This is a genomic window from Nonomuraea sp. NPDC001831 (assembly GCF_042892035.1).
Lineage (GTDB): Bacteria > Actinomycetota > Actinomycetes > Streptosporangiales > Streptosporangiaceae > Nonomuraea.
In genome coordinates, this window is the sequence record NZ_JBIATU010000004.1 from 510,791 (window position 1) to 531,155 (window position 20,365).

The window sequence follows — 20,365 nt, forward strand, 5'->3', positions numbered from 1 at the left end:
CATCACCAGCCGAAGCGGCGCAGGCCGCCCTCGAGCACTTCGACGATCTTCTGCCCGGTCAGGAACGAGTCGGGCGTGGAGCGTCCGGTGACGAACGGGAAGTCCACGATGACCGAGGTCTCCCTGCCGAAGTTGCCGATGTAGCGGCCCTGCGGCCCGGTGGCGTCCCGCAGGATGTACTCCAGCGGGTACGGCGGCGGCCCCATGTTGAAGTCGGGCACGCCGAGGAACCCGGTGCCGTCCTTGTAGTCGTACTCCTTGCAGTGGCCGGTGACGTGCTTGCCCCAGATGATGCTCTTGCGGTCCTCCCAGTCGCGGGCGAAGGCCAGGCAGGCCACGCCGTAGCACTCGGCGGCCACCGGCTTGCCCGCCCGCACGAACGCGAGCACGATCTCGTGCACCCGCTCGTTGTTGGCCAGGTCCACGATCGGCCCGCTGCCGCCCACGATCAGCACCGCGTCGTAGGGCACCAGCTCGGCCTCCAGCTTGGCCACCGCCCGGTGGTAGGACTCCAGCCGGCGCAGGTAGTCGGGGCTGCTGGTGTAGGGGCGCTCGGGCGCCCAGGCCGACAGGTTGAGCGGGTTGGCCAGGCGGCCGGACTCGTCCAGGTCGCGGGTCAGCTTGGCCACCTCGGGCGTGGTGACCGAGCGGCCGAGCGGCGGGTCGACGTAGTCGGGGTCCATGCTGGGCGGCAGGGCGTGCGGCTGCTTGCCGGTCGGCGTGGCGAACACGACGTCGTAGCCGCGCTCGTCGAAGGCCGACAACGGGCCGACGAGCTCCTCCCCCCAGTAGCCGAACTCCGAGAGGATCACGAGAACGCGCTTGGTCATGCCGACTCCCCGGGGATGATCCAGTTTTCCTTGCAGGTCATGGAGAACACGTGGGCCGGGTCGGCGATCGCCTCCAGCTCCGGCTTGACCCGGCGGGCGTGGTGGGCCGAGGCCAGCGCGGCGCGCAGCGCGTCCACGTCGTCGAACCAGAGCTGGTCCACGGCGTCGAAGCCGGCCTCGCCGAAGGTGTACGCGCCGTCCACGGTGTGGCAGTGCAGGTGCCTGCGCAGGCCCGGCAGCCCGGCCACCGCTGCGGCGTAGGACTCCAGGGACTGCTTGCGGTAGGTGTCCAGCGGCATGCCGGGCCGCCGCTTGATCAGCGTGGTGACCTTCACCCAGCTGTCCGGCCGCGGCTTGGGGCCGGGCACCAGCTCGTGGGCGACGGTGTCCACCACGATCGTCGACCAGAACGCCGCCCAGTTGGGCTCGTCCAGCCGGGCGCCCTGGAGGAACTCCTCGCTCTGCAGCGAGGCGAGCTGCTCCTCGGCGCTGGCCAGCCAGATCTCGGCGATGCCCTGGTGCGGCAGCGGCGGCCGGCCCACGTCGCCGTCGAACGGGATGCGGGTGTCGACCAGGTACTGCCTGATCTGCTTGATCTTGCTCGCGTACTTCACCGCGTGCACGTCGACCCAGTAGTCCTGGAACTGCTGGGCGGTGAAGCCGGGCTTGGGGGCGCCGAAGATGAACTGGTGGATCATCGCGTGGCCTCCTGTCGGGCCGGGAGGAAGTCCGCCGCGACGAACTCGGCCGCGCGCTCGCCGATCATCACGGTGGTGGTGTGGGGGTTGGCCGAGACGATCGTCGGCATGATCGAGGCGTCGGCGACGCGCAGCCCCTCGACGCCGCGCACCCGCAGCCGGGTGTCCACCACGGCGAGGCTGTCGGAGCCCATCTTGCAGGAGCCGGCGAAGTGGTAGTACGAGCCGACGTTCTCCACCACCCAGGCGCTGAGCTGCTCCCGGGTGCGCACGTCCGGGCCGGGCGCGACCTCGGTCAGCCCCCAGTCGCGCCGGAAGGCGGAGCTGGCGTAGATGTCGCGGGCGATCTGCACCATCGTCACCGTGCGCTCCAGGTCCGAGCGTTCGGCGAAGTAGTTCGCGCTGACCCGCGGGTAGGCCGTCGGGTCGGTGCCGGCCAGCCGGACGCTGCCCCGTGACAGCGGGCGGACCAGCCCCGGCAGGGTGAGCACGATCTTCGGGTCGACCAGCTCGCGCACCGGCGTGAGCGGCTGCCCGGTCTCCACCCGCTTGATGACGTTGGCGAAGAACTGGTCGCCGAACGGCGCCCGGTGCACCAGGCAGATCTCCATGTCGGGCACCGGCAGCCCCGGCTCCGACCCCCAGAACAGGCCGACCTCGGTGACCTGGCCGCGCGGGTCGGGCGCGGCCTCCTCCATGTACCCGATCGGGCCGATGACCAGCGGGTGGTCGTGGAAGTTGGCGCCCACGCCGGGCAGGTCGGCGACCACCGGGATGCCGAGCGCGGCCAGCGCGCCGGCCTCGCCGATGCCGGACAGCTGCAGCAGCTTGGGCGACTGGATCGCGCCCGCGCTGACGATCACCTCGTGCGCGGCCCTGACGGTCCGCAGCTCGCCGTCCTTGAGGTACTCCACGCCCACGCAACGCTCGCCCTCGAACAGCAGCCGGGTGGCCAACGCGCCCACCTCGACGCTCAGCCGCTCCAGCGCCGGCTCCAGGTACGAGGCGCGCACCCCGCAGCGGGTGCCCTTGTCGACGTCGATGTCGACGTGGTGCCAGCTGACGCCGAAGCTGTCGGCGTTGAAGTCCTCGACCTGCGGGTAACCCAGCTCCACGCAGGCGTCCACGAACGTCTGGGAGACCGGGTTGCCCATGTCCCGGGCGTTGACGATCTTGATGGGGCCGTCGTGGCCCGCCGTGGGGTTGGTCGCGTCCCGCTGCCCCTCCAGGCGCTGGAAGTAGGGCAGGACGTCGGCGTAGGACCAGCCGGGGCAGCCGTCGTAGGCCCAGGCGTCGAAGTCCGCAGGACGGCCGCGCGTGTGGATCATGTGGTAGACGTTCGAGGTCCCGCCCAGGCCGCGGCCCGCCGCCGAGTAGACCTGGCGCCCGCCGAGCCCCGGCTGCGGCTCGCTCATGTAGGCCCAGTCCAGCTCGGTCAGCAGCACCTCGTTCCACCGGCTCGGGTCCTCGACCGCGTCCGTGACCTTCGTGTCGCCCGCCTCCAGGACCAGCACGCTGGCCCCGGGCAGCTCGCTCAGCCGGGCGGCGATGACCGATCCGGCCGTGCCGCCGCCGACGACGACGAAGTCGAAGCTCTGTGTCATCTCAGCTCACCTCCGCGCCGATGCGGCGACCAGGTCGGCGGCCTTCTCGGCGATCATGATCGTGGCCGCGTTGGTGTTGCCCCGGGTGATGACCGGCATGACCGAGGCGTCGGCCACGCGCAGCCCGTCCACGCCGCGCACCCGCAGGTCGGGCGTGACGACCGCCTCGTCGTCGCGGCCCATCCGGCAGGTGCCGGCCGGGTGCCACACGGTCGAGGCGCTGGCCCGCACGTACTCGGCCAGGGCGGCCTGGCTCGTCACGCCGGGGCCGGGGGCCAGCTCCCGCCCGCGCAGGGAGTCGAAGGCCGCGTCCGAGACCAGCTCCCTGGCCAGCACGACGGCCTCGGTCAGCAGCCGCAGATCGGCGGCGGCCGCCAGGTAGCGCGGGTCGATGATCGGACGCAGCGGGTCGCCGGGACGCAGCCGCACCTCGCCCCTGCTCTCCGGCTGCAGCAGGATCGGCGCGAAGGTGAACCCCGGGCCGTCCGTCTTGTACCGGTCGTCGATGAACTGCACCGGACCGAAGAAGAACTGCAGGTCCGGCCCGTCGCCGCCCAGGACGTTGGTGAACAGCCCCGCCTCGGCCAGCAGCTCGGGGAAGGGCAGCTCGCGCAGGCTCTCGTAGCCGATGCCGAACAGCACGTGGTCCTGCAGGTTGCGGCCCACGCCCGGCAGGTCGGCGACCACCTCGACGCCGTGCTCGCGCAGGTGCGCGGCCGGGCCGAGGCCCGAGCGCAGCAGCAGCGCCGGCGAGCCCAGCGCGCCGCAGGCCACGACGACCTCCTGCGCGGCCGTGGCCCGGTGCGCGCGCCCGTCCCTGACGTACTCCACGCCCGTGGCCCGGCCGCCCTCGACGGTGAGGCGGGTGACGACGGCGCCGGTCTCCAGCGTGAGGCCGGGCTCGCCGAGCACCGGCGCCAGGAACGCCTCCGACGTGCTGGAGCGGCGGCCGTCCTTGTCCCGGGTGGACTGGTAGAAGAAGGCCAGGCCCTCCTGCCGGGGGCCGTTGTAGTCGCCCGTGCCGTCGGCGCGGCCGCGGGCGATCGCCGCCTGCACGAAGGCGCGCGAGGCGTCCGACGGCGAGCCGTAGTCCACGACCTTCAGCGGGCCGCCGCCGCCCCGGTACTCCGGCGAGCCGCCCGGGTAGTCCTCCGAGCGCCTGAAGTAGGGCAGCACCTCGTCGTAGGACCAGCCGTCGTTGCCCAGCGCGGCCCAGCCGTCGAAGTCGCGGCGGTTGCCCCGCACGTACATCATGGCGTTGACCGAGCTGCCGCCGCCGGTCACGCGGCCCTGCGGGATGGGCACGACCCGGCCGCCCAGCTCCGGCTGCGGGGTGCTGGCGTAGCCCCACACGAACTCCGGCGAGCCCCACATCGACGTCATCGACGGCACGTCCGTCCGGTGCACGCACTCGGCGTCGTCCGGGCCGCCGGCCTCCAGCAGCAGCACCCGGCAGCCCAGCGCGTCCAGCAGCCGCCTGGCCAGGACGCACCCGGCGCTGCCCGCGCCCACCACGATGTAGTCGTAGGCGCTCACGACGGCTCCAGCAGCCGGGCCCGCTCCAGCGCGGGCAGCAGGTCGCCGACCAGGAACTCCAGGTAGTGCTGTCCCCACATCGTCCGCCAGAGCGGGAAGGTGGCGTCGAAGGCGTCGCCGCGCAGGTCGGCCAGACGCTCCTCCAGCTCCCACACGACGCCGTTGAAGTCGGCCTCGGAGAACGGCAGCCCGTGCTCGGCCGCGGCGGCGATGACCTCCGCCTTGCTCTTGTCCTTCAGCGACTCCAGCACGTCGGCGCGCGAGCCCGCCAGGCGCAGGAACGCGATCAGGTTCGTCCCGCTCATGCCACCGGCCGCCTCTCGTCGGCCGCGAACCCGCGCAGCTCCTCCGCCCCGAACCTGGCCACCACGTGATCGAGCAGGTAGTCCAGGTAACGCCTGCCCCACATGTGCCGCCAGAGCGTGCTGCCGCCGTCGACGGACTCGCCGTCCTTGGCGACGATGACCTCGATCTCCAGGGCACCGACCACCGACACCAGCTCCTCGGCGGTGAACCGGAAGCCCTCGTCGGAGGCGTGGAACAACAATTGACTGAGATTTCTCGCGCTATACTCAGCGCGTCTTTGCGGATTCTCCCGGAGATCGCCGAGGAATCTCACGAATTCGCTCTTCGCCATTGGCACCACCATTTCGTCCGGCGCTACGGAAGAATCATGTTCAGCCGCCGGAAAACGCGTCAACGCGCCGTCCGGCGGTGACCGGGCGGTATGGAGGTAGCCGGTCCCATTCCGTCAAGTCCGAACCCGCATTCACCGGAATTCCGGCGAATCCACTTGACTTGGATCGCGCTCGAAGGGCGACAATGATCGGTATGAGTCAGAGCCTGACGATCGCGGAAGTCGCAGCCGAGACCGGCCTCAGCGCCCACGCGCTGCGCTATTACGAGAAAGCCGGCCTGATGCGGGAGACGCCGCCGCGCGGCGGGAACGGGCACCGCCGCTACACCGAGCGTGATCTGGCCTGGATCCGCTTCCTGACCAGGCTGCGCGGCACCGGGATGTCCATCGCCGACGTCCGTCGCTACGCCGAGCTGGTGCGCGCCGGCGAGAGCACGACCGCCGAGCGCAAGCAGATCCTGCTCACCCACCGCGAGGAGGTGGCCAAGCGCATCGACCAGCTCAAGGACGACCTGGCCGCCATCGACTACAAGATCGACATCTACGAGAAGCTAGAGGAGAAGTACCAGCTGTGACCGCGCCGCCGCGGCCGGACAGCGAGCCAGGCCAGGCCGCCTTCGGCCCCCGCTTCGTCACGGCGGTCTCGGTCGGCTCGCTGCTCAACCCGATCAACTCCTCGATCATCGCCATCGCGCTCGTGCCCATCGCCCACCACTTCGGCGTGGGCGCCGACGCCACCTCCTGGCTGGTGTCGGCCCTGTACCTGGCCACCGCGATCGGCCAGCCGGTGCTGGGCCGGCTGGCCGACCGGCTCGGCCCGCGCCGCGTCTACCTGGCCGGGCTCGTCACGGTCGCGGCCGGCGGGCTGCTCGGCTACTGGGCGCCGACCCTCGGCCTGCTCGTGGCCGCCCGCGTGGTGATCGGCCTCGGCACCTCGGCCGCCTACCCGGCCGCCATGAGCATGGTCCGCCGCAGGTCGCAGCGGTCCGGCGGCGCCGCGCCCGCCTCGGTGATGGGCGCGCTGGCCATGGCCGGGCAGGTCAGCATGGTGCTCGGGCCGCCGCTCGGCGGGCTGCTCGACGCGCTCGGCGGCTGGCGCTGGATCTTCCTGGTCAACCTGCCGATGGCGGTGGCCGGGGTGGTCTCGGCGCTGCTGTGGCTGCCGCGCGACGAGCCGTACGAGCGAGCCGGCGCGGACGGCGGCGGCAGCCTGCGCGACCTGGCCGGCAACCGGCCGCTGCTGGTCACCTACCTGCGCAACGCGGTGACCTTCATGGCCACCTACGGCTTCCTGTACGGCTGGACCCAGTGGCTGGAGCAGGGCAGAGGGCTGACGGCGGCGATCGCCGGGCTGCTGCTGATGCCCACCTCGGCCGTGGGCGCGGTGGTCTCGGGGCTGGCCGCGCGGGCCGACGGCGCCTCAGGCAGGGCGCGCTGGATGTTGCCGGCCGGCGCCGCGGCCCTGCTGGCCGGCTGCGCCTGGCTGCCGGCGCTCGACGGCGGCGCGTCCATCCTGTCGTTGTGCCTGCTCAGCATGGTCTTCGGGGTGCAGAACGGGCTCAACATCGTGGGCAACCAGGCCGCCATGTACGCCCAGGCGCCGCCCGGCCAGATCGGCATGGCCGCCGGCCTGCTGCGCACCTCGCAGTACGCCGGGGCCATCTGCTCGGCGCTGCTCATCAGCGTGACCTACGGCGAGCGCGCCACCGACGAGGGGCTGCACCGGCTGGGCGTGGTCCTGACGGTCACCTCGGCGCTGCTGCTGGCCGGCACGCTCGTCACGGCGATCCGCCAGGGCCGCGCGGGCGGCGGGCGCGCGTGAGCGGGGAGGGGCCTGCCGCCCCTCCCCGCTCACGGGGTCCGCGCCGCCCGGCTCAGCGGGGGCTGATCACGTCACTGATCGCGAATCCGGTCAGGTTGGTCACGTTGGCGCCGCCCACCGACAGGATCGTGGACGTGCCGGGCACGCGGTCCAGCGCGTACGCGCCCGCGTACCCGGCCGACGGGCGGGCCGGGCCGCTGACCCGGGTCCACGAGGCGCCGTCGAAGTACAGGTAGGCGGGCGAGGTGGTGCCGCCGCCGGTCGGGATGACCAGGTGGCCCTCGCCGTCGCCGCTGATGCTGGCCGAGCCGTTGCCCGGGGCGCCGGGCAGCGCCGAGACGGTCCAGCGGGCGCCGTCGTAGCGGGCGATCGCCGGGGTCGCGGGCCGGTTGGGACGGGGCTGGTAGCCGCTGACCCAGATCCTGCCGGGGCCCTCGACGTACACGCCCCGCGGGTTGACGCCGGGCCTGCCCAGCGAGCGCAGGGCCGTGCCGTCCCACAGGACGACGCCGTTCTCGGCGGCGAAGACGATCTGGTCGCCGCCGTCCACGGCGCGCAGCAGGCCCAGGTTCTCGGTGCGCGGGTAGACCGTCCAGGAGCCCTGGCGCAGGCGCAGGATGTCGGTGCCGCCGCTGCTCTTGTACCTGATCGACCAGAGCGAGCCGTCCTTGGTGGCGGCGAGCGGGCCGGTCCACTCGTCGCCGGGCACCGGGGGCGTCCAGCCGGGCGGGGGCGGGATCTCCGACCAGGTTGAGCCGTTCCAGAACGCCGAGCGCGGCCAGGAGACGTCGGCGATGCTTCTGCTGCCGGTCACGTACACCTGGTCCGGCGCGACGGCCGCGACGCAGCACGGGCTCGGCACGTCGTACCCGGCGGTGAGCGGCAGCCTGCTCCAGGACGAGCCGTCCCAGCGCAGCACGGAGGTGTCCGGCGAGCCGTCGTAGCCGCGCCAGCCGACGGCGTAGGCGTGGGCGGCGTCCAGCACGTCGACGCTCCAGAGGGTGGTGGGGTCGCCGGGCGGGTCCACGGCCCGGAAGGACGGGGCCAGGAGCGCCTGGGCCGGCGTCGCCGCCGCCAGCGCGGCGGTGACGGCCAGGGCGGCGGCGGAGGCGCGGAGGACGCCACGCAAACGGGTCATGTCTTCTCCTGTGGGCGCGTTCCTGCGGAAAAAGGGGCACGAAGGAAGGCCGGGACGGGCCGCGGGCACGAGAAAGCGGGCCGGTACCGACCGGCCCGCCGGGGATCGCCCGCTCAGTCGTCGGATCTGCGCCCGTCGGGGCCGATCGGGCCGAAGAACGAGCTGAAGTTGGCGGTCCCGTCGCCGAAGATGCCGCCGCGGCCCTCCACGATGCGGCCGTTCTCCCACCGCATCAGGTCCACCCCCTCCATCTGCAGGTGCTCGTAGAAGGAGGTGCCGTCCGAGCCGGTGCGCTTGCGCACGGCGGTGCACCGGTTGACGTCGATGGTGTAGCCGTCCACCGGGTTGACCAGGCAGGCGATCTGCTCCATGCGCAGGGTGCCGCCGGCCAGCCGCTGCCAGGTCTTGATGAAGCCCATGAAGGCGTCCAGGCCGTCGTGCCATCCGGCGTACGGGTGGTTGCCGGGGGACTGGAACCGCACGTCGGGGTGCCAGTACTCCAGCGCGCGCTCGCGGTCGCCGGACCGCAGCGCCTGGTGTGCCGCCGCCAGTCGCTCAGCCGTCAGATCCGACATCGCTCTCCTCTCACTGCATCGGGTGCTACTGCATCGGGTGCTTGGCGAGGAAGGCCGAGACGCCTTCGCCGACCGCTCTCGGGTTCATGATCTGCAGGCCGTGGGTGGCGCCGACGATGCCGCAGCGCTCGGCCTGGGGCAGCCAGTTCATGAGGAAGTGCTGGGCCTCGCGGAAGCCGGGCATGGCCGCCTCGCTGTCCAGGCCCATCACGGCCAGCACCGGCATCCGCGGCTTCTCCGGCACGAGCTGGTCGGCCTTGGACATGCGGAAGCCCCAGCCGCCCAGCGCCGGGAAGTCGACCTTGAACGTGACGTCCGCGCACTCCTCGACCCGCTCCCACACGTCGAGGGGGCAGGTCATGTCCACGGAGCCGAGGTAGCTCGGGCCGCAGACGGCGGCCATGAAGTCGCAGGCGGCGGTGAGCTTGTCGCCCTTCTGCACCAGCTCGATGGCCGTCATCACGGCGTCGTTGTTGGCCTTCTCGGCCTCGGCGCCCTCACGCGGCAGGTACGGCTCCAGCAGCACCGCCGAGTGCGTGCGCTCGGGGTAGGAGAGCATGAACTGGAAGCCGATCACCCCGCCGAAGGAGTACGACATGACGTGCGCCTTGTCGATGCCGAGGTGGTCGAGGAGCTGCTTGGCGTGCTCGGCGCCCTCCTCGATGCTGAGGCTGTCCTTCTCCAGCGTGCTGCCGTTGTAACCGGCGCGGTAATAGCTGATGAACTGGTACTTGTCCAGCAGCTCCGGGTTGTACTTCAGGAGCGGCGTGATGAGACCGTCCGAAATGGAGGTGCAGTGGATGCACAGGACGGGCTCGCCGCGCCCCACGACGGTGTAACGAAGTTCCGCGTTGCTGACCTTGACTCGCTTGTCGTGGTCGAGTTTCCAGTCTCGACCGGCGTACAAAGCATTCGCGCTCATGCCATTCCTCTCACGCGATCACTCGACCGTTTCTCGTGCCCGCTTGGCCATACTCAAGAATGGTTGCCATGGGCCGTGGAGACGGTCAACGAGAGAGCCCGCGCCGGGGTATTCACCGCGAAATACGCCGGGGAACTCTGTCAAGTCGGCACGCGTGGGAAGGGCGCTGCGGTCAGGGGAAGGACAGCTCGTACTCGACCTGCTCGACGGGGTTGCCGTCGCCGTAGTCGTGGGTGCGGGCGGCGCCGGACTCGGTGAAGCCGCTCTTGGCGCAGAACCGGCGGGCCTGCGGCATGTCGCGCGGCGTCCACAGGTGCACCCGGGTGAAGCCCTCGTCGCGGATGCGGCGCAGGGTGTCGGTCATCAGGGCGGCGGCCACGCCCGTGCCCCAGCCGTCGGGGTGGCCGTAGAAGCCGAGGATCTCCGCCGCGCCCGCCCGGGACGGCGAGGGCCCGAAGGAGGAGAAGGCCAGCCGGCGCCCGTCGAGCGCGGCCAGCACCAGGCCCGCCGGGGTCTCGGCGAGCACGTCGTGCCATTTGCCGCGCCGGTGGCGCACGGCCCGGTCGAAGAAGTCGGGGGAGAAGAAGCCGGCGTAGGCGGCCTTCCAGGATTCGGCGTGGATCTCTCCCAGCGTCTCACCGTCGCCCGGCGAGGCTGGGAACACTGTGAAAATTCCGGTCACAAGATCACACTAGTCGAGAGGTCCCGCGGGTGTCCGGCGGCGGAGCGCGGGCACGTACGGGTATGCACGCACGCGGGGCGGCGCTCGGCGCGTCCGCCGCCGCACGAGGCGTTCGAGGCGTTCGAGGAGGTGCGGGCGGACAAGCTGCGCGAGACGGCCGTCCGGGCGTGGCGGCCGGGTCGGTCGATCACGCGATCCCGGCCGCCGTGCCGCGGCCGGAGGTCATCCATAGCGCGGGAGCGCGGAATGGAGGCTCGATGAGGTGGCTGGCTCGCGGGGAGGGGCAACTCCCGGCGGGGGAGGACCGGACGGGCGACGGGCGGCCCGCCGAGCACCCGCTCGCCCGCTGGACCGTCAGTCAGGCGCTGCACCTGGTCTGCCCCGGCCCCGCCGGCGACCCCGACGTGCGGCGCCGCCCCGACGGCGCGGCGCAGGCGTGGCGGGACGGCCGCCCGCTGCCGGTGGGCATCTCGATCACCAGCCGCGCCGGGTGGGCGGTGTGCCTGCTCGGCCTGGAGCCGGGGGCCGTCGGCTGCGACCTGCAACTGGTCGAGCCGCGCGGACCGGGGTTCGTCGCCGACCGGTTCACCCGCCAGGAGCAGCGGATAGCCGGCGACGACCCGCTGCTGGGCAGCCTGCTGTGGTCGGCCAAGGAGAGCGCCGCGCAGGTGCTGCGCCGCGCCGAGCACCGGGCGCTGGAGGTGTCGCTGGGCTGCGGCCGGCCCCGCGACGGGTGGAGCGGGCTGACCGTGCGCGCGGGCGGGCGCGGGGTGGCGCACGGGTGGTGGCGCCGGTTCGGGCCGCTCGTGCTGACCGTGGCGGCCGACCGTCCCACGCCGCCGCCGCGCGGACTGGAGGAGCCGTCGGCGCTGGCGTCGGCGGAGTCCGTCTCCTCACCGGCCGGTTCGTACGCCGGGTGCGCCTCGCGGGCCGGCTGACCCGCCACGGCGCTCAGGCCGTCTGCGACCGGTAGGAGTGGCCGAGCTCCGGGCCGAGGCCGAAGTAGTGGCGGAAGTTGTACAGCAGCGGGCTCCACGCCGACGGGTCCACGTGCTGGGTGCCGGGGACCACGATCCGCGGGTCGGCGTGCACCCTGCGCACGACGGCCTCGACGATGACGAAGTCCTCGGACTCGTTCGGCAGGATCCGCGCGGCGGCCGCCTCCAGCTGCAGGGGGCACTCGGCCACGCGCGGCGGCCGTACGGTCTCCGACGGCTCGGGGCGCAGGCCCGCCGCGCCGAACTTGTCCGGCTCGAAGCGGCAGCCGGCCGCCTTGGTGTCGGGCACCGGGTCGCGGCCGGTGAGCGGCGCGAGCCGTTCCACCTGCGGCCACAGGTGCGGGGCCGGCAGGTTGACGACCAGTTCGGGCCGGTCGGCCAGGTTGCGCGCGGTCTGCCCGTCGGCGCCGAGGCCGAGCACGACGGTCCGGCCGAGCGCCCAGGCCGACGACATCGGGGCCAGGTTGGCCGAGCCGTCGGGGTTCTCCGTGCTCAGCAGCACGACCGGGGTGCCGAAGTAGAGGATGCTGGGTTCGATGGCGACGTGGCCGAGGGTTGCCGTGTTCATGGCAGGAGCCTAGGAAGACGACGTTCAACCGCCGGCCGAAATGTCCCCGTCGTGCTGATCTACATCGTAAAGGCGCCTGGCTGGGCCACGTACGCCACACCCTTGCCGGACAGGCCGGCGCCCGCGACGGCCGGCACGAACGCCGACTCGCCCGGCCGCAGCGTCAGCTCGCCCCGATCCGGACCGAGGCGAGCCTCGCCTTCCAGGCACAACACGATCCGGGGCAGTCCGCCGGGCAGCTCGAAGGAGGCGGCCTCGCCGAGGTCGTAGCGCGTGAGGGCGAACTCCGGGGCGGGCGGGACGTAGCGACGCTCCCCGTCGGCCGGACGCTCGGGCTCGACCAGGTGCGGCTCGGCGGGGGTGAAGTCGACCACCCGCATCAGCTCGGGCGCGTCGACGTGCTTGCTGGTCAGCCCGCAGCGCAGGACGTTGTCGGAGCTGGCCATGATCTCCACGCCGACGCCGCCCAGGTAGGCGTGCGGCACGCCGGCGCCGAGGTAGAGGGACTGGCCGGGCCGCAGGTCGACGTGGTTGAGCAGCAGCGCGGCCACCACTCCCGGGTCGCCGGGGCAGGCCGCGGCGATGTCGGCGTACGGGGCCAGGTCCGGGTCGGAGCTGCCGGCGAGGGCGTCCTCGACCTGGGCGCGCAGCGGCGCGGAGGCGTCGTCCAGCATCTGCGCGAAGACCGCGCGCAGGGCCTGCCCGGCGGGCCGGACGGCGAGCGCGTCGATCCAGGGCTGCAGGCCCGGCACGCCGAGCCGGCCGAGCAGCCCGGCGGTGACCACGGGGGAGCGGAAGCCGCACAGCCCGTGGAAGGGCGTGACCGCGCAGACCATCTCGGGCTTGTGCGAGCGGTCCTTGTAGGTGCGGGCCGGGTCGCCGATCGGCACGCCGCGCGCCTCCTCGGCGGCGAACCCGGCCTCGGCCTGCGCGATCGTCGGGTGGACCTGGAGCGACAGCGGCCGGGCGACCGCGAGCACCTTCAGCAGGTACGGCAGCGCGGGCCCGAACCTGGCGACCACCGGGGCGCCGAGGGCGGCGACGGGGTCGCCCGCGATGAGCCGGTCGAGGGGCACGCCGCCGGCGATCGACGGGTCGGCGGGATGGGCGCCCATCCAGAGCTCGGCCTGCGGGCGGCCGGTCGGCTCGGTGCCGAACAGCTCGGGCATGGCGGTGACGGAACCCCAGTCGTAGGGCCGGATCGTGGTGTCCAGGCGCAGGGGCAGTTCGAACGTCGGCACAGGGCAGGAGCGTAGTCGCCGGCGGCCCTTCCCGTGCGGCCGGGGCCAGGCGGGGCTGCACGCCGGTATAGGATGCTTGTCCGGTGAACAGTCCGCTGTACGAATCGGTGGTGTGATGACAACCGTCCAGGACCCGGAGGACCTCACCGCGCGGGCCCGCATCCGCGACGCGGCGATCCGGCACATCGGCGAGCACGGGTTCGAGCGGGCCACGATCCGCGACATCGCCGAGTCGGCGGGCGTCTCGCTCGGCCTGGTCCGCCACCACTTCGGCTCCAAGCAGGCGCTGCGCGAGGCGTGTGACGAGCACCTGATGAAGACGGTGCGCCGGCTCAACGCCGAGGCCGCCGGCCGCCCGCCGGCCGGCTTCAACCCGGTCGCCGCGCTCGGCCCCTACCGCGCCTACCTGGCGCGGGCGCTGACCGAGGGCTGGGCCGCGCCGCTGTTCGACGAGATGACCCGGCTCGGCGAGCGCTGGCTGGCCGCCGCCGACCAGGAACGATCCGATCCGCCGGACGTGCCGCCGCGGGCGCGGGCGGCGGTGATGGCCGCGATGGCGCTGTCGGTCACGGTCCTGTACCCGCACGTCTGCCGCGGCATGGGGGCCGACCTGTCCACGCCGGAGGGCGAGCGCCTGCTGATGCGCACGCTGATCGAGGTCTACTCCCAGCCGGTGCTCGGCCCGGAGGCCGCCGCCGAGGCGCGCGCCTGGCTCGGCTGACCCTCGATCAGCGCGGCCCGGCTGCGCTCGTCCGGCCAGACCGACGCGAGGTCCACGTACGGACGGAGCAGGCCGGTCAGCTCGGGGTCGCCGCGGCCGTTGAGCTCCTCGGAGGCGATCTTGCGTGCCACTCCGGCGACGATGTCGGCCACCTGGACGCGGGGGTCGAGATGCGAGGCCACCAGCGTCAGGCTGGTCAGCACCAGCGGGCCGACGGGGCCGTTCGGGCGGGCGAGCAGCTGCCGCAGCCGCTCGACGCGCTCCTCGGTCAGCGTCGTCTGCCGGTCGTGCACCACCGAGACGGGCCGGCCGCCCGCGCCCCAGTGGGCGACCGCGTGCGCGATGGCCGGGATCAGCGGGTCGAGGGCGGGGAAGACGTGCGGGTCGTCGAGCAGGCGCGCGGTGAAGGCGTCCACGAGCGGCCGGGCGGCCCACAGCTCGTCCATGATCTCGCCGGCCGGGCCCGGGGTGGTGCGCAGGTCGGCGACCAGCTCGAAGGCCGCATCGGCGGAGATCTCGGGGCCGCGGCCGTTCCTGGCCCGCAGCAGGTGGTTGAAGGCGTCGAGGAAGGCCGTCCAGCGGGCGGGGCCGAAGGCGCGGCGGCCCTCCTGGTAGAGGGTGACCGCCCGGGCGGCCGAGCGTTCGTCCTGGTCGAGGCCGAGGCTGGAGTGGTGGCCGGCGAGCAGGTCGGTCACCTTGCTCACGGCGAAGTACGCCTTGTCGGTCAGGTGCACGCGGGCCCGGCCGAGGATGGGGCCCGACGGGCCGAGCAGCCAGACCAGGGTGGCCCGGTTCTTCTCGCGCAGCACGTGCCCGGCCTTGTACTCGGTGACCGGTGAGGGCGCCCTGAGGCGCAGCTCGCGTACGCAGTCGGCCGCGGCGGCGACGTCGAGGGAGACGCCGGCGTGGGCGAACACGTCGGTGTTGCCGCCGACGAGCTTCTCGCCCTCCGCGCCGGACTCGTCGCAGGCGATCTCGACAGGACGGCCGTCCGGCGGGACGCCTGCCGGCGCGCGGCTTCGCATGACTTCCATGGTCACTGGCGAACCTACCCAAACCGTCCTTGCTCCCGCGAGACATTTTCCGCCCGCCCACCGGAGGCGGAACCGGCGGGCGGACGGGTAAGGACCGGACGGTAGGTGCGGCAGGTCCGGAGGGAGAACATCGCGCGTGAGCATCAACGTGACCGTCTGGGGCGAGAACGTACACGAGCAGCGGGAGGAGGAGGTGCGCCGCCGCTACCCCGAGGGCATGCACGGCGCGATCGCCGGCGGCCTGCGCGAGCATCTGGGGGAGCGGGTGCGCGTGCGCACCGCGACGTTGCAGGACCCCGAGCACGGCCTCGACGCCGCGACGCTGGCCGGCACCGACGTGCTCACCTGGTGGGGGCACGCGGCGCACGAGGAGGTGGACGACGAGGTCGTGGCGCGGGTGTGCGAGCGCGTCTGGGCCGGGATGGGCCTGCTGGTGCTGCACTCCGGCCACTACTCCAAGGTCTTCCGCGCCCTCATGGGCACCACCTGCACGGTCAACTGGCGCGACAGCGCCGACCGCGAGCTGGTCTGGACGGTGGAGCCGGCCCACCCGATCGCCGCGGGCGTGCCCCAGCCGCTGGTCATCCCCGAGCAGGAGACCTACGGCGAGCCGTTCGGCGTCCCGGCGCCCGACGAGCTGGTGTTCGTCAGCTCCTTCTCCGGGGGCGAGGTGTTCCGCAGCGGCTGCTGCTACCGGCGCGGCAAGGGACGCGTCTTCTACTTCAGCCCCGGCGACCAGAACTACCCGGTCTTCCACCAGCCGGGCGTGCGGCGGATCCTGGCCAACGCCGTGTCGTGGGCGGCGCCCGCCGAGGGCTCGGGCGAGCCGCTGCGCAACACCCGCGTCGAGGCCGGCGACTGGTGACCTACCTCGTTCCGGGCATGACGATGACGACCTTGCCGGTCGCGTGGCCCGTCCGCAGGTGATCCATCGCGTCGGGGAAGCCGGCGAGCGGGAACGTCCTGCCGACCACGGGGGTGAGCTCGCCGGTGGCGGCGAGGCCGGCCAGGTGGCGCAGGTCCGCCGGATCGGTCCGGGTGATCGGGGCGCGCAGGGTGTGCCGGACGAACGGCGACAGCGCCGTCGCCCGGAGCTGGCGGCCGGTGCCGTGCAGCCACCGGCCGGAGGCGTTCTCGCCGCCGACGATCACGAGCGTGCCCCGGCGGGTGAGCAGCCGCCGCAGGTCCCGCAGGGGACGGTTGCCCGCGGTGTCGATGACGACGTCGTGGCGGCCGGCGGGCGGCTCCTCGCGGGTGTGGTCGACGACCTCGTCCGCGCCGAGTGAGCGGACGAGGTCGCCCTTGCCGGGGCCGCAGACGCCGGTGACGTGCGCGCCGCGCGCCTTGGCGAGCTGGACGGCGAACGTCCCCACCCCGCCGCCCGCGCCGATGACCAGCACGCGCTGCCCCGGCCGGAGGCGGGCGTGGTCGCGCAGCGCCTGGAGCGCGGTCAGGCCGCTGGTCGGGACGGCGGCGGCGGCCTCGAACGACAGGCCGGGCGCCTTGGGGACGAGGCGGTCGGCGCGGGCGACGGCGTGCTCGGCGAGCGCGCCGTCGCAGACGCCGAAGACCTCGTCGCCGGCCGCCAGGCCGGTGACTCCCCGGCCGACGGCCTCGACGGTCCCGGCGACGTCGCGGCCGAGGAGCGGCGAGCGGGGGCGGCGCAGCCCGGTGGCCAGGCGGACGGGGTAGGGCAGCCCGGCGCCGAGGTGCCAGACGCCGTGGTCGAGGCAGGCGGCGTGCACGCGCAGGAGCGCTTCGCCGGGGCCGGGGGCGGGACGGTCGAGGTCGGTGAGGGCCGGAGGGCCGTAGACGTGCCGGGTGATGGCCTTCAAGGCAGGTCTCCATGTCAAAGAAAGTAGACATGATGAACGTAAAAGAAGGCGGACATCGTGTCAATGATTTTGTACATCGCGCCGCTCGGGCCGGGCTGGTGGATGTGACGCACTAGAGCTTTCCGCCCGATAACCCGAAATATCGGTATCGCTACCGATAACGGTACGGATGGGAGGCGGAGTTACCCTCTGCCCACCCCCCACCACGGCGGGCCGCCTGTTCGCCGGCTCCGCCGGCCCCTGGCCGGCGCGGCCTACGCGCCCGGACCGGGCCCGGCTCCCGGCGACCGGCGGCCTGCTTCGGTCACCCCTCACGTGGAGGTGTCCCCCGCATGAGTCCTTCCCGATGGAGAGCGGCGGCCACGGCGTTGATCGCCGCGCTGGCCGTCGTCGCGCCGGCGACCCCGGCCCCCGCCCTCGCGCAGACCCCCGCCGCCGCACCGCTGCGGGCGCAGATCGACAGCCGGGTCTCCCCGGCCGGCGAGGAGGTGCTCGCCGACCTGTCCCTGCCCTACGGCGCCGCCGGACGGAGCTGGAGCACGCGCGTCACCCGCCCCGGCTCCCGCTACGTCAAGGTGCACTTCGCCGCGCTCACCCTCGTGCCCGGCGACTACGTCACCGTCTCCTCGCCGGACGGCCGCGAGGTCCACACCTACTACGGCGACCCCACCCGCGGGCGCTACCCGGCCGGCTCCGGGTACACGCTGCACGGCGTCCCCGGCTTCGCCGCGCTCTCCGTGGACGGCGACACGGCGGTCGTCACCCTGCACGCGTCCGGGCCGCGCAACGCCGTCCGGCTGGCCCGGCAGGGCTTCGGCGTGCGCATCGACCGGTACTTCCGCGGCTACACCACCGCGGAGGCCGCGGCCCGGACGCCGCGGACGTTCAGCGTCTGCGGCACCGACGCGCGGCGCGACGTGGTCTGCTACAAGGACAGCAACCCCACCGAGTACGCCCGCAGCCGCGCCGTGGCCCGCCAGCTGCTCAACGGCCTCGGCTACTGCACGGCCTGGCGGGTCGGCAACACCAACCGCATGCTGACCAACCACCACTGCATGGAGAGCGCCGCCGACCTGAGCGCCAGCGAGTTCCAGTTCGACTACGACTGCGCCACCTGCGGCGGCAACAACCCCGGCGCCGGGACGAAGGTCGGCGGCGGCCAGTTCCTGAAGACCAGCGCACTCGAAGCGCTCGACTACACGCTCTTCAGCGTCGCCGACTTCGCCGCGATCCAGCAGTTCGGCACCCTGTACCTCGATCCGCGGCCCCCGGTGGCGGGCGAGCGCATCTACATCCCCGGCCACGGCGACACCCTGCCCAAGCGTCTGTCCCTTTACGAGGACACGCAGGGCGGCGCGGCCTGCAAGATCGACGTGGTGTCGTCGGGCGTCAACACCGGCTACCGCTGCGACACCTCCGGCGGGAACTCCGGCTCCCCGGTGATCGCCGCCTCCAGCCACAAGGTGATCGCGCTGCACCACCTCGGCGGCTGCCCCAACTGGGGGACGCGCATCACCGAGGTGTACAACGAGATCTCCGGCCTGATCGACAACACCCCGCCGAACGGCGGCGGCGACGACTTCGCGATCTCGCTCTCGCCCACGAGCGGCGGCGTCACACCGGGCGGGTCGACCACGAGCACCATCTCCACCGCCGTCACGCGCGGCGGGCCGCAGCAGATGCAGTTCGCGGCCTCCGGGCTGCCGGCGGGGGCCGCCGCGACGTTCGCGCCGTCCACCGTCCAGTCGGGCGGCACGTCCGTCATGACGGTCTCCACCTCCGCGCAGACGCCCGGCGGCACGTACACGATCACGGTCAGCGCCACCGGCCCGGCCGCCACCCACACGGTCTCCTTCGCCCTGTCCGTGGCCGCCGCGGGCGGCTGTTCCGGCTACGAGACCACCAAGTCCGGGACGCTGGCCTCCGGGGCGGAGCAGTACCAGCCCGACGGCGGGTACCTGCAGACCACCGTCACCGGCCCGCACCAGGCGTGCCTGGCCGGCCCGTCCGGCGCCGACTTCGACCTTTACCTGCAGCGCTGGAACGGGTCCACGTGGGCGACGGTCGCCCAGAGCGCCGGGGCAGGAGCCGACGAGACGCTCACCTACACCGGCGCGGCCGGGTACTACCGCTACCGGGTGCACTCCTACTCCGGGACCGGTCCGTACACCTTGGGCTACAACGCTCCCTGACCCACGGGCAGACGGCCGGGCACCCCGGCCGCCTGCCCCATGGGCCGGCGCCGGGGCGTGTTCCGGGCAGCCATTCCGGTTGACGCCGGCCCATGGACAGGCGGCCGGGCGCTGGAGCGTGTTCCGGGCGGCCATTCCGGTTGACGCCGGCCCATGGACAGACGGCCGGGCGGCGCCGAGATTGGGCGGCAGGCACGGTTCGCACGGACGCGGGGAGCGCGGATGAGGATCATGGAACTCGTCTCGGTGGACGGCTGCATCGCCTTCGACCTGGACTGCCCGGTCAGCGCGGGCGGCACCCGGCTGGCGCCGGACGTCACCCGCGAGGAGGCGGGGCTGCTGGCGCGGGCGATGACGTACAAGCTGGCCGTGCTCGGCGAGCGGATCGGCGGGGCCAAGGCGGTGCTGCGGGCCTCGCCGACCGACCGGGCGGCCACGGTGGCGCGCTTCTGCCGGGAGGTCGCGCCGCTGGTCGAGAAGGGCACCTTCCTCACCTCCTCGGACCTGGGCACGCGGACCCAGGACTTCGCGCCGCTGCCCGGGTACCGGGCCGACTCGATCATGCACGGGGAGGCCGGCGGCGAGCTGGTGGACACCGTCGTGACCGGGCTGGGCGTGGTCGTGGCCGCCGCGACGGCGCTCGGCGGGCTGGCCGGGCGGACGCTGGCGGTGGAGGGTTTCGGCAAGGTCGGCAGCGCCGTCGTGCGAGAGGCGGCGCGGCGCGGCGCGCGCCTGGTCGCCCTGTCCACCCTGCACGGGTGCGTCAGCGACCCCGCCGGACTGGACGTCGCGGCCCTGGAGGAACTGCGCGCCGAGCACGGCGACGCGTGCGTGACCCGGCTCGGCCTGCCCGTGCTGCCGCCGGAGGCGTTGTACGAGGTGCCCGCCGACGTGCTGGTCCCCGGGGCACGGACCGGCACCCTGTCGGCGCGGCGGGCGGCGACGCTGCGGGCCGGCCTGGTCGCGCCGGCCGCGAACGTGCCCTACACCGCCCAGGGGCTGCGGACCCTGGGGGAGCGGGGCGTGGTGGCGCTGGCGGACTTCGTCTGCGGCGCGGGGGCCACGATCGGCTACCTCGCCGAACGGGCGGGGACGGTCGCCACCGCGGACGAGGTCGGCCACCTGGTCGAGAACCGCGTCACGGAGATCACCGCCGCCGCCCTGTCCCATGCCGAGGGGCCGTACGCCGGCGCCTGCGCCCTGGCCGAAGCCTTCCTGACAACCTGGCAACCCCGACCCACCCCACCCTTGGCCCCCGACCCAGCGAACTCCTGACACTGGAACGGCCCTCGAACAGGCGTGGTGCCCTGGCAGCCCCCCGTCCGGCCAGCC

Annotated in this window: 21 protein-coding genes; 7 read left to right on the forward strand and 14 right to left on the reverse strand. The window is 73.4% G+C overall.

Annotation, left to right across the window (positions count from 1 at the left end):
- Positions 1-2: 2 nt before the first annotated feature.
- From ACFYYW_RS17500 to ACFYYW_RS17525, 6 genes are read right to left on the reverse strand one after another with little or no spacing between them, the layout of a single operon-like run.
- Positions 3-830: a type 1 glutamine amidotransferase domain-containing protein gene (locus tag ACFYYW_RS17500; RefSeq protein WP_358297542.1), complete on the reverse strand. Its 828-nt coding sequence runs from the start codon at positions 828-830 to the stop codon at positions 3-5.
- The gene (locus ACFYYW_RS17505; protein ID WP_352327032.1) at positions 827-1,528 is read right to left on the reverse strand and encodes an EthD domain-containing protein; all 702 of its coding nucleotides are present in this window, start codon (positions 1,526-1,528) and stop codon (positions 827-829) included. Before ACFYYW_RS17505 ends, ACFYYW_RS17500 begins: the two co-directional genes overlap by 4 nt.
- Positions 1,525-3,132 (reverse strand): GMC family oxidoreductase N-terminal domain-containing protein, encoded by a 1,608-nt coding sequence (locus ACFYYW_RS17510; RefSeq protein WP_364420359.1) that lies wholly within the window; start codon positions 3,130-3,132, stop codon positions 1,525-1,527. Before ACFYYW_RS17510 ends, ACFYYW_RS17505 begins: the two co-directional genes overlap by 4 nt.
- 6 nt (positions 3,133-3,138) lie before the next feature.
- Positions 3,139-4,668, reverse strand: coding sequence for a GMC family oxidoreductase (locus tag ACFYYW_RS17515; protein WP_387649898.1), 1,530 nt, complete (start codon positions 4,666-4,668; stop codon positions 3,139-3,141).
- A complete protein-coding gene (locus tag ACFYYW_RS17520) occupies positions 4,665-4,973 on the reverse strand; it encodes a Nif11-like leader peptide family natural product precursor (RefSeq protein ID WP_387649901.1) in 309 nt (102 codons plus the stop codon). The genes ACFYYW_RS17515 and ACFYYW_RS17520 overlap by 4 nt, the downstream gene beginning before the upstream one ends.
- Positions 4,970-5,215: a hypothetical protein gene (locus tag ACFYYW_RS17525; protein WP_352330859.1), complete on the reverse strand. Its 246-nt coding sequence runs from the start codon at positions 5,213-5,215 to the stop codon at positions 4,970-4,972. Before ACFYYW_RS17525 ends, ACFYYW_RS17520 begins: the two co-directional genes overlap by 4 nt.
- Before the next feature lie 284 nt (positions 5,216-5,499).
- Here ACFYYW_RS17525 and ACFYYW_RS17530 point away from each other — a divergent pair, with 284 nt between their 5' ends.
- Both ACFYYW_RS17530 and ACFYYW_RS17535 read left to right on the forward strand, forming a co-directional pair.
- Positions 5,500-5,880: a MerR family transcriptional regulator gene (locus tag ACFYYW_RS17530; RefSeq protein ID WP_352330857.1), complete on the forward strand. Its 381-nt coding sequence runs from the start codon at positions 5,500-5,502 to the stop codon at positions 5,878-5,880.
- Entirely contained in the window at positions 5,877-7,127 is a 1,251-nt protein-coding gene (locus ACFYYW_RS17535) for an MFS transporter (RefSeq protein ID WP_387649905.1), read from the forward strand. Before ACFYYW_RS17530 ends, ACFYYW_RS17535 begins: the two co-directional genes overlap by 4 nt.
- A gap of 52 nt (positions 7,128-7,179) precedes the next feature.
- On the opposite strand, the gene ACFYYW_RS17540 is transcribed toward ACFYYW_RS17535, so the two are convergent.
- The 4 genes from ACFYYW_RS17540 to ACFYYW_RS17555 all read right to left on the reverse strand — a co-directional run bounded on the left by ACFYYW_RS17540 (position 7,180) and on the right by ACFYYW_RS17555 (position 10,426).
- On the reverse strand, positions 7,180-8,265 hold the full coding sequence (locus ACFYYW_RS17540) for a hypothetical protein (RefSeq protein WP_387649907.1): 1,086 nt from the start codon (positions 8,263-8,265) through the stop codon (positions 7,180-7,182).
- Between the two features lie 113 nt (positions 8,266-8,378).
- Complete coding sequence (locus ACFYYW_RS17545) at positions 8,379-8,840, reverse strand: nuclear transport factor 2 family protein (RefSeq protein ID WP_352328301.1); 462 nt, start codon at positions 8,838-8,840, stop codon at positions 8,379-8,381.
- Between the two features lie 25 nt (positions 8,841-8,865).
- Positions 8,866-9,762: an alpha/beta hydrolase gene (locus tag ACFYYW_RS17550; protein ID WP_352328300.1), complete on the reverse strand. Its 897-nt coding sequence runs from the start codon at positions 9,760-9,762 to the stop codon at positions 8,866-8,868.
- A gap of 172 nt (positions 9,763-9,934) precedes the next feature.
- Entirely contained in the window at positions 9,935-10,426 is a 492-nt protein-coding gene (locus tag ACFYYW_RS17555; protein WP_352328299.1) for a GNAT family N-acetyltransferase, read from the reverse strand.
- A gap of 275 nt (positions 10,427-10,701) precedes the next feature.
- Here ACFYYW_RS17555 and ACFYYW_RS17560 point away from each other — a divergent pair, with 275 nt between their 5' ends.
- Positions 10,702-11,382 (forward strand): hypothetical protein, encoded by a 681-nt coding sequence (locus ACFYYW_RS17560; protein ID WP_387649911.1) that lies wholly within the window; start codon positions 10,702-10,704, stop codon positions 11,380-11,382.
- 13 nt (positions 11,383-11,395) lie between these two features.
- Here the strand turns inward: ACFYYW_RS17560 and ACFYYW_RS17565 are convergent, their stop codons facing one another.
- Both ACFYYW_RS17565 and manA read right to left on the reverse strand, forming a co-directional pair.
- Entirely contained in the window at positions 11,396-12,010 is a 615-nt protein-coding gene (locus ACFYYW_RS17565) for a flavin reductase family protein (protein WP_352328297.1), read from the reverse strand.
- Positions 12,011-12,069: 59 nt separating this feature from the next.
- A complete protein-coding gene (manA, locus tag ACFYYW_RS17570; RefSeq protein WP_387649914.1) occupies positions 12,070-13,251 on the reverse strand; it encodes a mannose-6-phosphate isomerase, class I in 1,182 nt (393 codons plus the stop codon).
- Positions 13,252-13,366: 115 nt separating this feature from the next.
- Between manA and ACFYYW_RS17575 the strand changes: the two genes are divergently transcribed.
- Positions 13,367-13,972 carry a TetR/AcrR family transcriptional regulator gene (locus ACFYYW_RS17575; RefSeq protein WP_387649917.1) on the forward strand — a complete coding sequence of 202 codons (606 nt, stop codon included), beginning with the start codon at positions 13,367-13,369 and terminating at the stop codon, positions 13,970-13,972.
- Here ACFYYW_RS17575 and ACFYYW_RS17580 read toward each other — a convergent pair.
- A complete protein-coding gene (locus ACFYYW_RS17580) occupies positions 13,912-14,997 on the reverse strand; it encodes a hypothetical protein (RefSeq protein ID WP_387649919.1) in 1,086 nt (361 codons plus the stop codon). The two genes, ACFYYW_RS17575 and ACFYYW_RS17580, sit on opposite strands and share 61 nt — an antisense overlap.
- 145 nt (positions 14,998-15,142) lie before the next feature.
- Between ACFYYW_RS17580 and ACFYYW_RS17585 the strand changes: the two genes are divergently transcribed.
- The gene (locus ACFYYW_RS17585; RefSeq protein ID WP_352328293.1) at positions 15,143-15,871 is read left to right on the forward strand and encodes a ThuA domain-containing protein; all 729 of its coding nucleotides are present in this window, start codon (positions 15,143-15,145) and stop codon (positions 15,869-15,871) included.
- Position 15,872: 1 nt separating this feature from the next.
- Here ACFYYW_RS17585 and ACFYYW_RS17590 read toward each other — a convergent pair whose 3' ends face one another.
- A complete protein-coding gene (locus ACFYYW_RS17590; protein WP_387649922.1) occupies positions 15,873-16,841 on the reverse strand; it encodes an NAD(P)-dependent alcohol dehydrogenase in 969 nt (322 codons plus the stop codon).
- Between the two features lie 332 nt (positions 16,842-17,173).
- Here ACFYYW_RS17590 and ACFYYW_RS17595 point away from each other — a divergent pair, with 332 nt between their 5' ends.
- Together ACFYYW_RS17595 and ACFYYW_RS17600 are read left to right on the forward strand one after the other, a co-directional pair.
- Entirely contained in the window at positions 17,174-19,033 is a 1,860-nt protein-coding gene (locus ACFYYW_RS17595; protein WP_387649924.1) for a trypsin-like peptidase domain-containing protein, read from the forward strand.
- Positions 19,034-19,255: 222 nt separating this feature from the next.
- Complete coding sequence (locus tag ACFYYW_RS17600; RefSeq protein ID WP_387649927.1) at positions 19,256-20,308, forward strand: Glu/Leu/Phe/Val dehydrogenase dimerization domain-containing protein; 1,053 nt, start codon at positions 19,256-19,258, stop codon at positions 20,306-20,308.
- The last annotated feature ends 57 nt before the right edge of the window (positions 20,309-20,365 follow it).

Bases quoted from the DNA above. Each gene is read 5' to 3' on its own strand.
- ACFYYW_RS17500 (WP_358297542.1), bottom strand. From the start codon at position 830: ATGACCAAGCGCGTTCTCGTGATCCTCTCGGAGTTCGGCTACTGGGGG.
- ACFYYW_RS17505 (WP_352327032.1), bottom strand. From the start codon at position 1,528: ATGATCCACCAGTTCATCTTCGGCGCCCCCAAGCCCGGCTTCACCGCC.
- ACFYYW_RS17510 (WP_364420359.1), bottom strand. From the start codon at position 3,132: ATGACACAGAGCTTCGACTTCGTCGTCGTCGGCGGCGGCACGGCCGGA.
- ACFYYW_RS17520 (WP_387649901.1), bottom strand. From the start codon at position 4,973: ATGAGCGGGACGAACCTGATCGCGTTCCTGCGCCTGGCGGGCTCGCGC.
- ACFYYW_RS17530 (WP_352330857.1), top strand. From the start codon at position 5,500: ATGAGTCAGAGCCTGACGATCGCGGAAGTCGCAGCCGAGACCGGCCTC.
- ACFYYW_RS17540 (WP_387649907.1), bottom strand. From the start codon at position 8,265: ATGACCCGTTTGCGTGGCGTCCTCCGCGCCTCCGCCGCCGCCCTGGCC.
- ACFYYW_RS17545 (WP_352328301.1), bottom strand. From the start codon at position 8,840: ATGTCGGATCTGACGGCTGAGCGACTGGCGGCGGCACACCAGGCGCTG.
- ACFYYW_RS17550 (WP_352328300.1), bottom strand. From the start codon at position 9,762: ATGAGCGCGAATGCTTTGTACGCCGGTCGAGACTGGAAACTCGACCAC.
- ACFYYW_RS17560 (WP_387649911.1), top strand. From the start codon at position 10,702: ATGAGGTGGCTGGCTCGCGGGGAGGGGCAACTCCCGGCGGGGGAGGAC.
- ACFYYW_RS17565 (WP_352328297.1), bottom strand. From the start codon at position 12,010: ATGAACACGGCAACCCTCGGCCACGTCGCCATCGAACCCAGCATCCTC.
- ACFYYW_RS17575 (WP_387649917.1), top strand. From the start codon at position 13,367: ATGACAACCGTCCAGGACCCGGAGGACCTCACCGCGCGGGCCCGCATC.
- ACFYYW_RS17580 (WP_387649919.1), bottom strand. From the start codon at position 14,997: ATGCGAAGCCGCGCGCCGGCAGGCGTCCCGCCGGACGGCCGTCCTGTC.
- ACFYYW_RS17595 (WP_387649924.1), top strand. From the start codon at position 17,174: ATGAGTCCTTCCCGATGGAGAGCGGCGGCCACGGCGTTGATCGCCGCG.
- ACFYYW_RS17600 (WP_387649927.1), top strand. From the start codon at position 19,256: ATGAGGATCATGGAACTCGTCTCGGTGGACGGCTGCATCGCCTTCGAC.